This window comes from Lentzea sp. DG1S-22 (assembly GCF_036321065.1).
In the GTDB taxonomy this organism is placed as follows: Bacteria; Actinomycetota; Actinomycetes; order Mycobacteriales; family Pseudonocardiaceae; genus Lentzea; species Lentzea jiangxiensis.
Map to the genome: position 1 here is coordinate 3,141,455 of NZ_CP143276.1, position 14,127 is coordinate 3,155,581.

General features: G+C 71.9%; 10 protein-coding genes and 1 tRNA gene. 8 read left to right on the forward strand and 3 right to left on the reverse strand.

From position 1 onward, the window contains the following. The first annotated feature begins 61 nt into the window (after positions 1-61). The 3 genes from V1227_RS13730 (at position 62) to V1227_RS13740 (ending at position 2,853) form a co-directional block, all read left to right on the forward strand. Entirely contained in the window at positions 62-1,078 is a 1,017-nt protein-coding gene (locus tag V1227_RS13730; RefSeq protein WP_329792939.1) for a LacI family DNA-binding transcriptional regulator, read from the forward strand. Positions 1,079-1,237: 159 nt separating this feature from the next. Continuing rightward, positions 1,238-2,134 carry a hypothetical protein gene (locus tag V1227_RS13735; RefSeq protein WP_329792940.1) on the forward strand — a complete coding sequence of 299 codons (897 nt, stop codon included), beginning with the start codon at positions 1,238-1,240 and terminating at the stop codon, positions 2,132-2,134. Positions 2,135-2,154: 20 nt separating this feature from the next. Next, complete coding sequence (locus tag V1227_RS13740) at positions 2,155-2,853, forward strand: aminoglycoside 3'-phosphotransferase (protein WP_329792941.1); 699 nt, start codon at positions 2,155-2,157, stop codon at positions 2,851-2,853. On the opposite strand, the gene V1227_RS13745 is transcribed toward V1227_RS13740, so the two are convergent. Next, positions 2,850-3,590 carry a DUF1684 domain-containing protein gene (locus tag V1227_RS13745; protein ID WP_329792942.1) on the reverse strand — a complete coding sequence of 247 codons (741 nt, stop codon included), beginning with the start codon at positions 3,588-3,590 and terminating at the stop codon, positions 2,850-2,852. The genes V1227_RS13740 and V1227_RS13745 overlap by 4 nt on opposite strands. Before the next feature lie 126 nt (positions 3,591-3,716). Continuing rightward, positions 3,717-3,944, reverse strand: coding sequence for a hypothetical protein (locus V1227_RS13750; RefSeq protein WP_329792943.1), 228 nt, complete (start codon positions 3,942-3,944; stop codon positions 3,717-3,719). A 273-nt stretch (positions 3,945-4,217) separates the two neighbouring features. On the opposite strand from V1227_RS13750, the gene V1227_RS13755 reads away from it, so the two are divergent. Beyond that, positions 4,218-4,769 carry an inositol monophosphatase family protein gene (locus tag V1227_RS13755; protein ID WP_329792944.1) on the forward strand — a complete coding sequence of 184 codons (552 nt, stop codon included), beginning with the start codon at positions 4,218-4,220 and terminating at the stop codon, positions 4,767-4,769. A 108-nt stretch (positions 4,770-4,877) separates the two neighbouring features. Here the strand turns inward: V1227_RS13755 and V1227_RS13760 are convergent. Next, a tRNA-Gln gene (locus tag V1227_RS13760) sits at positions 4,878-4,950 on the reverse strand. A 297-nt stretch (positions 4,951-5,247) separates the two neighbouring features. Here V1227_RS13760 and V1227_RS13765 point away from each other — a divergent pair. The 4 genes from V1227_RS13765 (at position 5,248) to V1227_RS13780 (ending at position 14,087) form a co-directional block, all read left to right on the forward strand. Continuing rightward, complete coding sequence (locus V1227_RS13765; RefSeq protein ID WP_329794020.1) at positions 5,248-6,789, forward strand: glycoside hydrolase family 13 protein; 1,542 nt, start codon at positions 5,248-5,250, stop codon at positions 6,787-6,789. 91 nt (positions 6,790-6,880) lie between these two features. After that, positions 6,881-7,765 carry a WGR domain-containing protein gene (locus tag V1227_RS13770; protein WP_329792945.1) on the forward strand — a complete coding sequence of 295 codons (885 nt, stop codon included), beginning with the start codon at positions 6,881-6,883 and terminating at the stop codon, positions 7,763-7,765. Further along, positions 7,762-10,338, forward strand: coding sequence for a DUF4132 domain-containing protein (locus V1227_RS13775; protein ID WP_329792946.1), 2,577 nt, complete (start codon positions 7,762-7,764; stop codon positions 10,336-10,338). Before V1227_RS13770 ends, V1227_RS13775 begins: the two co-directional genes overlap by 4 nt. Positions 10,339-10,418: 80 nt before the next feature. Then, complete coding sequence (locus V1227_RS13780; protein ID WP_329792947.1) at positions 10,419-14,087, forward strand: DUF4132 domain-containing protein; 3,669 nt, start codon at positions 10,419-10,421, stop codon at positions 14,085-14,087. Positions 14,088-14,127 lie beyond the last annotated feature (40 nt).

The window sequence follows — 14,127 nt, forward strand, 5'->3', positions numbered from 1 at the left end:
AGGGAGGACGAAGATGGACCTGAGCAGATCATGGACCGGCCAGGCAGCCTAAGATGACCGCATGACCGAGACGGCGAAGCGACGTCCCGGCCCCCGGATCGAAGAGGTCGCGAGGGTCGCCGGGGTGTCGAAGTCGACCGTCTCGCGCGTGATCAACGACGAGCAGTACGTCAGCGCGAAGGCCCGCGAGGCCGTCCACGCCGCCATCGCGCAGCTGGGCTACTCCCCCAACCAGGCGGCACGGGCCCTCGCCGGCAACCGCGCGAACGCGATCGCCCTCGTGGTCTCCGAACCGACCGGCCGCGTGCTGGCCGACCCGTTCTTCGCCGGTGTCCTGCGCGGCGTCCACTCCGAACTGGCCGGCCGGCACATGCAGCTGCTGCTGATGATGAGCCAGCCGACCGACACGAGCGACCTGGTGACGTACCTGAGCAGCGGCCACGTCGACGGGGCGTTGCTGGTCAGCCTGCACGGCGAGGACCCGCTGGTGCCGATGCTCGCCGAGATCGGCCTGCCGGTGGTCTCCGGTGGACGGCCGCTCGGCACGACCGTCCCGTTCGTCGACGCCGACAACTTCACCGGCGCCCTGGAGGCCGCGCGGCACCTGGCGTCGTTGGGGCGCAAGCGGATCGCCACCGTCGCCGGGCCGAAGGACATGGCCGTGGGAGCGGACCGCCTGAGCGGCTTCAAGCGCGGCCTGAGCGAGGCCAGGCTGTCCTCGAACCTGGTGGCGCACGGCGACTTCACGCCCGAGAGCGGTGCACGGGCGATGGAACGCCTGCTGCGCAAGGCACCGGACCTCGACGCGGTGTTCGTGGCCGCGGACATCATGGCGCTCGGCGCGCTGCAGGTGCTGCACGCGCAGGGCAAGCGCATTCCCGAGGACGTCGCGGTGGTCGGGTTCGACGACTCGGTGTTCGCCGCGACCGCCACGCCGCCGCTCACGACGATCCGGCAGGACGTCGAGGAGCTGGGCCGCACGATGACGTGGCGGCTGCTCGCGGAGCTCGCCGGTGAGGCCGGGCTGCCGCCGTCGCTGCTGCTGCCGACGTCGCTGGTCCGCCGCGCCAGCGCCTGACTCCGGCGGAACTCCCTTACATCGGTGATCGCCCACCATCCGTGACGGTCTTCGACTGCTTTTCACTCTTTCGGCACAACCTTGCAGCACTGTCGGTAACACCTCGTGCAAGTCCTCGATGGTCAGGCGTACCCACCCACCTCCGAGGGAGTTGCGACAGTGATCGAGAACTCGGCCGCCGGTCTGGTGATGGTCCCCGGCGAGGTGACGGTGACCGTCACCGGCGAACAGCACCACCAGGACGTCCTGGCGCGGTACGCCGTTCCGGACGGCGTCACGCGGCACGTGGCCGTCCACCTGACGTGGTGCACGATCGCCGCCGGGAAGCACCGGGGGCAGCGCGGGATCGAGGTGCGGCTCGACGGGCAGCGCGTCGGCGAGCTGACCGCCCTGATGTCGCGGCGGTACGCGCCCGTGCTGATGCACGTGGAGTCCGGGGGCGGGTCGACGGGCAGTGCCGCGTTCGTCCAGCTCGGCGGCAACGGGTTGCTGCAGATCTTCCTGCGGATGCCGCGGCAGGTGCCCCAGGGCGCCGTCGTCCCCGTGGCGGCGCGGCGCAGGTGGGTGGCGCCGGTGGCGATCACCGCCGCCGGCCTGCTCGCGTTCTTCTTCGCGATCGGCGTCATCGGGGCGGTGGTCGGCGGTTCGCCCGACAGGGGCAGCGCGGCCACTCTCACGACGACCATCTCACCGACTGCGACCACGACCACCACCGTGCCGTCCAGCACCACCACCACGACGACCACGACGACCACCACAACTACGACCACGACCACGACGACCACCACTCCCGCCGCGGTCGCCCAGCCGAAGCCGCAACCCCAGCCCCAGCCGCAACCCCAGCCGAAGCCTCAGCCGCAGCCCCAGCCGGCGCCGCAGCCCGCGCCCAAGCCCTCGTGCGACCCGAACTACAGCGGTTGCGTGCCGATCGCGTCCGACGTGGACTGCGCCGGCGGCAGCGGCAACGGGCCCGCGTACGTGTCAGGCCCGATCCGCGTCATCGGCTCGGACATCTACGGCCTGGACAACGACAAGGACGGCATCGCCTGCGAGTGACCTCCGGGCAGGATGACCACGTGGACATCCCCGACGAGGTCTTGCGCGCGGTCGGTCCGGACGCGGTGTGGTCCGACGAGCACGAAGGGCTGTCCGGCGACGTCTGGCGGGTGGGCTCCAGCTACGTCAAGCGCGCCGGGGTGGACGAACGCGACCGGCTGCTGTGGCTGGGCCGGCACCGCGAGGTGCCGGAGATCAGGGCGTTCGCCGACGGCTGGCTGGTGCTGGCCGACGTCGGCGCACCGTCGCTGGCCACCGCGGACCCGGTGCTCGCGGCGACCGTCCTGGGCGAGGTGCTGCGGTCGCTGCACTCGCTCCCGGTGGACTCCTGCCCCTACGACGCACGGGTCCCCGTGCTGCTGGAGCAGGCGCGGCGCAACGTCGAGGCAGGCCTGGTGGACCCGGACGACTTCGACGACGACAACCTCGGCAGCACGCCGGAGGAGTTGCTGGAGCGGCTGGCCGGCACGGCGCCCCGCGAAGAGGACCTCGTGGTCGCGCACGGCGACTTCTGCCCGCCGAACGTGCTGCTGCGCCCGGACGGTTCTACCGTGCTGATCGACGTGGGGCGGCTCGGCGTGTCCGACCGGCACCGCGACATCGCGCTGGCGCACCGGGAAGTGGGCGAAGAGGCCGTAGGCGCGTTCGACCGCGCCTACGGCCTCACCCCCCGCCCCGGACTGCTGGAGTGGTACCGCTTGCTCGACGAGTTCTTCTAGGCGCGCTCGTAGGGCGTCTTCTCCCCCGCCTCGACGCTGAACGGCAGGTGGTTGCCCGCGGGCGGCAGCGGGCAGGTGGCGAAGTCGGTGAACGCGCACGGCAGGTTCGTCGCGCGGTTGAAGTCGAGCACCACCTTGCCGTCGCGCGGCGTGGCGGCGATCTGCCGGTTCGTCGCGTACGTGGTGACGCCGCTGGTCCCGTCGGTGAACAGGATGCTCAATCCACCGTTGTGGCCGTTGAAGGCCGTAAGTGTGTGGTCGGCGCCGTTGTAGCTGAACCGCACACGACCCGGCGCCTCGTAGACGTGGCTGAGGCCCTCGACCACGGCGCCGACCGTCGTCGGGACGGGGGTGTCGAACGGCTCGTACTCGCCCTCCAGCACCCACTTCTCCTGCGGCTCGTAGGCGGGCACGCCCCTGAAGTTCCCGAGCACCTCGGCCTTGGGGTCGTGGACGCGGATCAGGTACCCGCCGCGGCGGGCGATCTCGATCTCCACGTCGCCTGCCTCGACGCGGGTGCCGGCACCGCTCTGGACGAGCTCGAAGCGCTGGGTCTCGTCCTCGTGGCGCCAGTAGGCAGCGTCGTCGTCTTGCCACCACTCGCCCGGTAGGCCGTCATAGGCGCGTGGAGTCGTCTCCAGCCAGTCGAGAGAGACCAGCGCGAGCCACCCGTACGGGTCGGCCAGGCTCTTCTCCCGTTCCGTCTTCCAGGTCTGCCAGTCCTCAGCGAAGCTCATGTCCTTGCCAACGGACGGCGCGCGGCATCGCTTCCCCGTTCCACGGAGTGGGAGACGAGGCCGAGTTCCGTCCTCGCGTACACGACGCTGCGGCCGTGGCGATGCGAGGCCAGTGGACGAGTGCGGTCACGCCAGCGCGGTCAGCAGGTCCGCGCGCACCCGGCCGAGCACCGCGGCCAGCGCGGCGGGGCCCGGGAAGCTGATCCGCTCGGAGAGGCCGCCGAGCATCGTGGCGAGTCCGTGCCGGGCCATCTCACGGCCGCGGTGGGCGATGTCGGCTTCCAGCACCGCGCGCACCCGGTCCCAGTGGCCGGCCGACGCGACCTCCCAGCAGGTCTCCAGCGCGCCGAACACCCCGCTCGCGTGGAGATCTCGCGCAGTGCGGCGAATTCATCCTCGATCCGGGTGAACGGCGTCAGCGGGCGCGGGCTGAGGAAGTCCGGCGTCCGGCCGCGGGAAGGGGACAGCGCCAGCAGGACCTCGGCGTCCACGTGGCGGAGCGGGAGTTCGCCGGGCGCCGTTTCCGGTTGTGGCGCAGGGCAGACGGCAGCGAGGTCACCTCGGCCGGCCTCGCGGTGGAGGACCTGGTGCGGCGGTTGCTCGCGGAGGCGGTGCCCGAGGACGCCGTTGCGGGAGAGGAACGTCCCGAGCGCGGGTACCTCGGGCCGCCGGTGGCTGGTCGACCCGATCAGCGGCACGGCGGGCTTCGTGGCCGGGCGGCCGGAGTACTCGGTGGACCTGGCGCTGGAAGGAGCACCGGTCGTCTCCGCCCTTCCCTCGCTGAGCGTCACGATGGCCGCCGGCCGGGGGATCGGATGCCGGATCTTCCGCGGTGAACGAGAAGAGATCGCCCGAGTATCCACAAGGGACGAAGTGAACGGTGCGCGTGTGTGCCTGCACGGCAAGAAGAAACCCGTGCTGCCGCAGTGCGTCGTCGTCGACAGCGGAGTCCCGGTGCTGAGCCTGATCAGCGGCGAGGTGGACGCCGTCGTCGCGGCGGGCGCCGGGCTGGACGAGTTCGACCTGGTGTGCCTGCCGGTGCTCGTGGAGGAGGCGGGCGGCCGGGTGGCGGTGGTGGAGGAGGACGTCGTGCCGGCCACCAACGGTGCCCTGCACGACGCCTTCCTGCCGTTGCCGGTCGCGCGTCCTGGTGTCGAACCAGGCACCCCGGGCTCATGAGGCCCAGGTGATCGCCGGATCCCGCGCGCTGGAGTGACCGACCGGACTCGCACCGGCTTCGACCAGGACCACAACCTGGCGCCTCGACTGCTTCGGCTTCGGTCACGGCTGCCCGTCGAGGGTTCGAACCTCGATCTCCGCGTTCAGAGCGCGGTGTCCGTGCCAATTGGACCAACGGGCATCAAAAAAGCCGCCTCGTCGCGATGGCGACGGGACGGCTCCCCGGGACATGAGTTCACCTCATGCCGAGGAGCACCAGTCGTGCTGATGGCGCATCTGTTGCATCACGGCTGGCTCCTTCCTCCGGTTCGTTGCGATCACTCTGACGGATGGTGTGCAGGCGGCGCAACGCAATTTCGACCCCTGCAAAAGTTTGCAAGCTAAGGTGGTCTGCTCCAGGAATCTTCAAGCGGACTTGCGGAAAACTTTTGCAACGTCTTTCCTGGACCGCTGACACACCCCATCGGAAGGCATGGACATGTCCCAGGACTGGTGGCGACACGCCGTCATCTACCAGGTCTACGTGCGCAGCTTCGCCGACTCGAACGGCGACGGCGTCGGTGACCTGCCCGGCATCCGCTCGCGCCTGCCCCACCTGCGCGACCTGGGCGTCGACGCGGTCTGGATCACCCCGTTCTACGCGTCGCCGATGGCGGACGGCGGCTACGACGTCGCGGACTACCGCGCCGTGGACCCCCAGTTCGGCGACCTGGACGACGTGCGCGCGTTGGTCGACGACGCGCACTCGCTCGGCATCCGCGTGATCGTCGACATCGTGCCGAACCACAGCTCCGACCAGCACGTCTGGTTCCAGGAGGCGTTGGCCGGCCGCAACCGCGAGCGCTACATCTTCCGGGAGGGTGCCGGCGACCAGCCGCCGAACGACTGGGAGTCGGTCTTCGGCGGGCCCGCCTGGACGCGGGTGGAGGACGGGTCCTGGTACCTGCACCTGTTCGCGCCGGAGCAGCCCGACCTCAACTGGGAGCTCCCGGAGGTGCGCGCGGAGTTCCGCGACGTGCTGCGGTTCTGGCTCGACCTGGGCGTCGACGGGTTCCGGGTGGACGTGGCGCACGGGATGGTCAAGGCGCCGGGGCTGCCCGACATCGGTCACGCCGACCAGCTCAAGCTGCTGGGCACCGAGCCGCTGCCGTTCTTCGACCAGGACGGTGTGCACGAGATCCACCGCGAGTGGCGCGAAATCGTCGACTCGTACGAGGGGCAGCGTGTGCTCGTGGCGGAGGCGTGGACGCCTTCTGCCGAACGGACGGCCATGTACCTGCGTCCCGACGAGATGCACCAGGCGTTCAACTTCCACTACCTCACGGCGGAGTGGGAGTTCGGGGCGTTGCGGTCGGTCATCGACTCGTCGCTCGCGGCGGTGGCCCCCGCCGGAGCGCCGACCACCTGGGTGCTGTCGAACCACGACGTGCAACGGCACGTGACGCGCTACGGCGGCGGCGAGACCGGTGTGCGGCGTGCGCGCGCCGCGCTGGCGTTGATGCTGGCGCTGCCGGGCTCGGTGTACCTGTACCAGGGCGAGGAACTCGGGCTGCCCGAGGTGCTGGACCTGCCGGACGAGGTGCTGCAGGACCCGATGTGGGAGCGGTCCGGGCACACCGAGCGCGGTCGCGACGGCTGCCGCGTGCCGCTGCCGTGGACCGCTACCGGGCCGTCGCTCGGGTTCGGCACGGGCGGGTCGTGGCTGCCGCAGCCCGCGGACTGGGCGAAGCTCAGCGTGGAGACGCAGTCGAGCGACCAGGACTCGATGTTGTCCTTCTACCGCAACGCTTTGCGCGTGCGCCGCGAGAACCCGGCCACGGGCGTGGACATCACGTGGGTCGACGGTCCGGCGGACGTGCTGTGGTTCGAGCGGGACGGCGTCGCGTGCGCGGTGAACCTGTCGGGCTCGGTCGTCGAGCTGCCGGACCCGGGGTCGGTGCTGCTGGCGTCGTCGTACTACGGGGTGCGCGACGGGCAGCTGCTCCTCCCGCCGGACACCGCGCTGTGGTGGAAACTGTGACCTGCGGTTTCGCTTGATCGACTAAAACTGTCGGACCCCCTGGGTACCGTCCGTGGACATCAGCTCCGGACCGGACTCAGGGGGTTTCGCAGTGCGCAGGTGGGAGCTCGTCGCCGCTGGCTCGGCCAAGTTCTGGGAGGTCGGCCTGACCGGTGCCGTGGCCACCGTCCGGTTCGGACGGCTGGGGGCGGCAGGCCAGACCCAGGTCAAGGAGCTGGCGTCCGAGGCCGCCGCCGAGGCGCACGTCGCGAAACTGGTGGCGGAGAAGGAGAAGAAGGGCTACCGCCCCGTCGCCGCCTCCGAGGCCCCTCCCGCCGGGACTGCTCGCGACGAGGACACGTGGGTGATGCCCGCGGCCTGGCTGAGGGACGTGGTGCGCCGCCGCGGCCTCGAGCCGTTGCCGAAGTTCAAGCTCGATTCCCGTCGTGCGCGGGAGTTGCGCGACTGGGTGGCCTCGGACCACTCGGTGATCGCCGAGGTGCTGGAGGACCCGAGGACCGATCGCGGCCTCGCGCAGGCCTTGCGCGATCAGCTCGGGGGCAGACCGAGCCCGCTCGGTGCGGCGGCGCTCGCGAGCGCGGCTTCCCTGCACAAGGCGACGGTCCACTGGTTGATCGCGGAACACGGTCTGCCGTTCGCGGCCGCGGCGGTCGCACACCGCACCACCATGTTCTTCGGCCGCGCGCGGCCCGACCTGGGCAGCTGGGTCCAGAAGGCCTACCTGCAGCCGTTCCCCGACCACCGCGTGTACCTCGACCACGTGGACGCCGCGAACCTGGTCCTGGTCCGATCGGCCCTCGCCGTCGCGGACGCCGAGACCCACGCCGCCGCCGTCGAGGCGCTGGAGGAGGTCGGCACCACCCGGGCCGGCCAGATGGCCCGCGCCTTCCTCGCACCTTCCAGGCACGACTGGTTCGAGGAGGCGAAGGCCCACTCGCCCGCCCGGGGGAGAACTGGCTCACCCTGTGCGCGGTGAGCACGCTGGACCAGTTCGCCCGCCTCGAGCACCGCGGGGTGACCTGGTCGCCGGTCGCCCTGCACACCGCGCTGCACGTGCTGGGGCCCGCGATCGCGCCGTTCCTCGCCGAGGAGGTCGACGAGGCGGGGCTCGACGCCGACCGCCGCAGGTCCGGGCTGGAGGTGCTCGCCGCCCTGCCGACGGACGAGGCGTTCACGCTCCTGCTGGACCGCGCGCGGGAGAAGTACGTGCTGCCTCCGCTGCTGTCCGCGATGGAGGCGTTCCCGCGGCGGGCGGCCCGGCTGCTGGCCGCCCGCGCTGCCGAGCCGCAGGCGCTGTCGCTGCTCCGGGCGCACCTGGAGACGCACCCCGACCTGGTGGTGCCGTCGGAAGCGGCGGCACTGGTCGCCGAGGCGAACTCCCGGCGCGTTCCGGAAGCGCCGGTCTCCGCGTTGCCCGGCGTCCTGGCCGACCCGCCGTGGACGCGCAGCCGCCCCCGGCCCGAGCCGGTCGTGCTGGAGGGCCTGCCCGTGCCGGCGCCGGGCGAGTGCTGGCTGCCGGGCGAGCGCGAGGAGTGGCTGGCGCTCCCGTCGTACCACAACGGGACCGACACGCCCGAGTACTGGGCGAACCTGGCCGAGTGGATCAGCTCCACCGGCCGCCCCTGCGGCCACGGCCTGTTCGAGGCAGGACCCGAGGACCTCGCGCGGTCGGTGATCGCGAAGTGGGTGCCGGACGACAGCTGGGACGGCGAGCGCTGGGGCAGGCGCGTCAGCGCGCGGTTCGGGCTGGACGCCGTCGCGCCGCTGCTGCACCTGGCCGCGAGCAGCCCGCACGGGTCCGGCTTCGTCCTCCTCCCGTACGCCACGGCCGAGGTGGCGGCGTTGATGGCGGACTGGCTGGCGCGCCTCAAGGCGGCCCGCTCGACCGCGCTGTCCTGGCTGGAGCGCCACCGCGAGACCGCCGCCCGCCTCCTGCTGCCCGCGGCGCTGGGCGTGGCCGGTCCCGAGCGCCACAACGCCGAAGCCGCACTGCGCCACCTGCACCTGGAGCTCGGTGTCGACGTCGTCGCCGTCGCGAACTCCGTCAGCGAGAAGGCGGGCGCCGCGGTCCGCACGCTGGTCGAGGTCGACCCGCTCGACGTGCTGCCCGCGAAGCTGCCGGAGATCGGCAATTGGGCCGACACGCGCCTGCTGCCCCAGGTGCTGCTCGAGGACCGGGCCACCGCGTTGCCGGCCCGAGCCGCGACGAACCTCCTCACGACCGCCGCGTTGTCCAGACCGGACACCGTCTACGCGGGCCTGCCGGTCGCCGCGCGGGCGTGCGACCCGGCCTCGCTCGCGGAGTTCGCCTGGGCGGTCTTCGAGCGCTGGCAGTCCGTGGGAGCCCCGGCCGGCGACGGCTGGGCGCTGACGGCCCTCGGCCGGTTCGGCGACGACGAGACCGTGCGCCGCCTCGCGCCGCTCATCCGCGCCTGGCCGGGTGAGAACGCGCACGCCAAGGCGGTGACGGGCCTCGACGTGCTCGCCCAGATCGGCACCGGGACCGCGCTCACCCACCTCAACGGCATCGCGGAACGCGTGAAGTTCAAGGCCCTCAAGGCGCGTGCGCAGGAGAAGGTCGCCGCGATCGCCGCGACCCTGGGCCTGTCCCGCGACCAGCTGTCGGACCGCCTGGTCCCCCGCCTCGGCCTCGACGACGCCGCCACCCTGGTGGTCGACTACGGCCCCCGCCGGTTCACCGTGGGCTTCGACGAGCAGCTCAAGCCGTACGTCCTCGACCCGGACGGCAAGCGCCGCAAAGACCTCCCCAAGCCCGGCGCCAAGGACGACCCGGTCCTGGCACCAGCGGAGCACAAGCGCTTCGCTGACCTGAAGAAGGCCGTCCGCACCATCGCGTCCGACCAGATCCACCGGCTGGAAGCAGCGATGATCACCCAGCGCACCTGGACCGCCGCGGAGTTCCACGAGGTGCTGGCGTCCCACCCCCTGCTCAGGCACGTGGTCCGCCGCCTGGTGTGGATCACCGACGCGGGCAGGTCCTTCCGCCTGGCCGAAGACCTGACGCTCGCCGACGCGAACGACGACGAGTTCACGTTGCCGGAGTCCGCCACCGTCCGCGTCGCCCACCCGGTCGGCCTGACCGGCGAACTGACCGCCTGGGGCCAGGTGTTCGCGGACTACGAGATCCTGCAGTCCTTCCCCCAGCTCGGCCGCCCGGTCCACGCCTTCGCGCCGGGCGAGGACCTCGTCCCGCAGCTGCAGGAGTACGTGGGCCGCAAAGCCCCCGTCGGCAGGCTCCTCGGCCTCACCCAGCGCGGCTGGGTCCGGGGCGAACCGCAGGACGCCGGCGTGGAGTGCTGGATGACCCGCCCGCTGCCCGCCGGTGGCGCCCTGGTCGCCTGCCTCGACCCCGGCATCGCGGTGGGCGCCGTGGACGTCTTCCCCGAGATCGCGTTCAGCTCCCTGTGGTTCTCCGCCACCGGCCGTGGTGCCTGGGTCGCCCCGCGTGACGGCGGACCGGCCACGTTCGAAGTGGACCCGGTGACCGCCTCCGAACTCCTCTCCGAACTCGAGTCACTGCACGCGTGACGCGGGAACGGCTGACGCCCGGAGCGCGTCAGACCGGCAAGCACGATCAACAACGTCAGTACCGAAGCAGGGAGCAGTCAGTGCGCAGGTGGGAGCTCGTCTCGGGCGGCTCGGCGAAGTTCTGGGAGATCGAGCAGGACGGCGTCGCGGTGACCGTCCGCTTCGGACGGCTCGACACCCACGGCCAGACCAAGACCAAGGACCTCGCCTCCGCCGAGGCCGCGCGGGCGCACGTGGCGAAGCTGGTGGCGGAGAAGGAGAAGAAGGGCTACCGCCCCGTCACCAACGGCTCGGAGGCGGCCTCCACCGGTTCAGCCGCTGCCTCCACCGCCGCTGCGACGGCGACCGCAGCCGGCGACCCGCAGACGGTGGCCTCCGCCCCGCCCCCCGCCACTGCCCTTCCAGCCACCTCCCCGGCCGCACCCTCCGCTCCCGCGGCCTCCTCCGAAACTTCCTCCCTCGCGACCTCCACGGCCACGACCTCTCCGGCTACTTCCGCTGCCATCTCGGCCTCTGCCTCCCCCACCACGAAACCCGCGCCCACTCCCGTCGACGAAGACACCTGGGTCATGCCCAAGGCCTGGCTGCGCGACGTCATCCGGCAGCGCGGCTTCCACCCCGCCCCGGAGTTCTCCGTCGACGAAGCCTCGGCCGAGGAGGCCCGGCGCCGAGCGGCCGAGCTCGGCACCACCGTCGAGGCCGTCCTGTCCGAGCCGTCGTCCGACCCGGACCTGGTGCGGGCGGCGCGCGAGCACCTCGCCGGCCGGACGAGCCCCGTCGGTGCGGCGGCGGTCGCGGCGATCACCGAGTGCGGCGAGCAGTCCGTGCACGCCTGGATCGCCGACCACGGCGTGGTGTTCGCGACGGAGGCCACGATCGAGTTCACCAGGCTGCAGTGCGCACCGGAGTGGTTCCCGCAGGACCGCAGGTACGGCGACCGGATCCTGGTGAGCCGCGGCGGTTACCTCCACATCATCCTCGACAACGTCGAGGGCAAGATGCTCAAGGCCGTCCGCTACGCGCTGGCCGTGGCCGACGACGCCGAGCGCGCCGCGGCGGAAACCGCGCTGACGGAGCTGGACGCGCTGCAAGACACCAACGTGAAGCTGCTGCGGGCGTTCCTGATGCCGGGCCGGCCCGGCTGGTTCAAGGACGTCAGCGGGACGCCGAACTCGCGCATGCGCTGGTGGATGCTCCCGTGCAGCGCCAGCACGTTCGAGGAGTTCCAGGTGGCGGGGTCCTCGCTGCCCAACAACAGCTCGCTCCTGCACACGGCGCTCTACGTGCTGGGACCGTCCATCGTGCCGTTGCTCGCAGCAGCGCTCGACCACAACTACCAGCTCGCGGACCGCCGCAAGCAGGTGCTCAAGGTGCTCGCCGCGATCCCCACGGACGAGGCGTTCACCGTGGCGCTCGACCGGCTCGACGCCAAGTACGTGCGTCCGACGCTGCTGAGCATGATGGCGGCGTTCCCGGCGCGGGCGGCGAGGTTGCTCGGCGAACGCGCCGGTGACAACCCCGAGCTGCGGCAGCTGCTCAGCGTGCACCTCAAGACGTACCCGCACCTGGAGACACCCGAGGGCTTCGTCGAGGTCGAGACCGCCGAGGTGCCGGAGGCTCCCGCCGAGGCGCTGCCGCCGCTGCTGGTCACGCCGCCGTGGGTCCACCGCAAGCCGCCGGTGAAGGCCGTGGTCGTGCCGGGCCTGCCCCTACCCCCGTCGTCGCTCGTGTGGGAGCCGGGCGAGCGGGAGGACTGGTTGCAGCCCGGGCACTGGGGCATCCGCCAGACGTGGCAGGAACTCCTGGAGGAGCACCGGGCGGGCCGGATCGGGTGGCGCATGCGGTACCTGCTCGCGCTCGCGCCCGAGGAGGTGGCGCGGCCGCTGTTCGCGGGCTGGGACGCCAGACAACTGGGCTGGAGCTTCGAGTCGACGGGCAAGATGCTGGCCGCGCGGTTCGGGTTCGACGCGCTGCCGTTGCTGCTGCGCATCGTCGACTCCAGCTCGAACGCCGCGGCGATCCTGCTGCCGTTCGCCACGCCTGAGGTGGCCGCGTTGATGGCGGACTGGCTCGTCCGGCTCAAGCAGGTGCGCAAGGTCGCGCTGGCGTGGCTCGGCCGGCACCGCGAGACGGCCGCACGCCTGCTCATCCCGGCCGCGCTGGGCAAGCCCGGCGCTCCGCGGCGCAACGCGGAGGCCGCCCTGCGGCACCTGCACGGTCTCGGGGTCGACGTGCCCGCGCTCGCCCCGACCCCCGAGGCGGCCGCGGCGCTGCGGACGTTCCTCGCCATCGACCCCGTCGAGGTCCTCCCCGCCAGGCTGCCCGCCGTCGGCGACTGGGCGGACACCCGCCTGCTGCCGCAGGTCCTGCTCGCCGGCCGCAGGCACGCCCTCTCGGCGGAGGCGGCGAAGCACCTGCTGATGACCGCCGCGCTGTCGAAGCCGGGCGACGTCTACGCCGGCCTGACGCTGGTCCGCGAGTCGCTCGACCGGGCTTCGCTGGCGGCGTTCGCGTGGGCGGTCTTCCAGCGCTGGCAGGAAATCGGCGCGCCGTCGAAGGAGAGCTGGGCCCTCAACGCGCTCGGCTGGTTCGGCGACGACTCGACGGTCCGCGCGCTGTCGCCGCTGATCCGCGTGTGGCCCGGCGAGAGCCAGCACGCCAGGGCGGTGTCGGCCCTGGACGTCCTCGCGGACATCGGCTCGGAGGTCGCGCTGTCGCACCTCAACAGCATCGCCGAGAAGGTGAAGTTCAAGGGCCTCAAGACGAAGGCGCAGGAGAAGGTCGCCCAGATCGCCGCCGAACTCGGCCTCTCGCGCGACCAGCTGGCCGACCGCCTGGTCCCCCGCCTCGGTCTCGACGACGCGGCGAGCCTGGTGATCGACTACGGCGAACGGAAGTTCACCGTCGGCTTCGACGAGCAGCTCAAGCCGTTCGTGCTCGACCCGGACGGCAAGCGCCGCAAGGACCTCCCCAAGCCCGGCGCCAAGGACGACCAGGACCTGGCACCGTTGGAGCACAAGAGGTTCATGGCGTTGAAGAAGGACGTGCGCACCATCGCGTCCGACCAGATCCACCGCCTCGAACGCGCCATGGTCGACCAGCGCACCTGGACGGCCGAGGAGTTCCACACGGTGCTCGCGGGCCACCCGCTGCTCTGGCACATCGTCCGCCGGCTCGTGTGGATCACGAACGAGGGCGCCTCCTTCCGCCTGGCGGAAGACCGCACGCTCGCCGACGCGAACGACGACGAGTTCATCCTGCCCGAGTCCGCCACCGTCCGCGTGGCGCACCCGGTGGACATCCGGGCCGAGCTGGAGGCCTGGGGCGAGGTGTTCGCGGACTACGAGATCCTCCAGCCGTTCCCACAGCTGGGCCGCCCGCTGCACGTCGTGCCGCAGGGCGAGGACCTCCTGCCGCACCTGAAGAAGTACCTCGAGGTCATGCTCCCGGTCGGCAAGCTCCTCAGCCTCACCAAGAAGGGCTGGAACCGCGGCGAACCGCAGGACGGCGGCGTCGAGTGCTGGATGACCCGCCCGCTGCCCTCCGGCGGCGCCCTGGTCGCCTCGCTGGACCCCGGCATCGCGGCGGGCGCGATCGACATCTTCCCCGAGGTCAAGTTCACCGAGCTGTGGTTCTCCGCCAACGGCCAGGGCTACCGGTCGTCCCAGCACGACGCGCGGACCACCCTCCTCGTGGACTCGATCACGGCCTCGGAGCTCGTGTCCGAACTGGAGTCGCTGCACTCGTGACGCCGCGAACCCAGGAGGTCTGAGCTGCGCCGCCCGGCGG

Bases quoted from the DNA above. Each gene is read 5' to 3' on its own strand.
- V1227_RS13730 (WP_329792939.1), top strand. From the start codon at position 62: ATGACCGAGACGGCGAAGCGACGTCCCGGCCCCCGGATCGAAGAGGTC.
- V1227_RS13745 (WP_329792942.1), bottom strand. From the start codon at position 3,590: ATGAGCTTCGCTGAGGACTGGCAGACCTGGAAGACGGAACGGGAGAAG.
- V1227_RS13765 (WP_329794020.1), top strand. From the start codon at position 5,248: ATGTCCCAGGACTGGTGGCGACACGCCGTCATCTACCAGGTCTACGTG.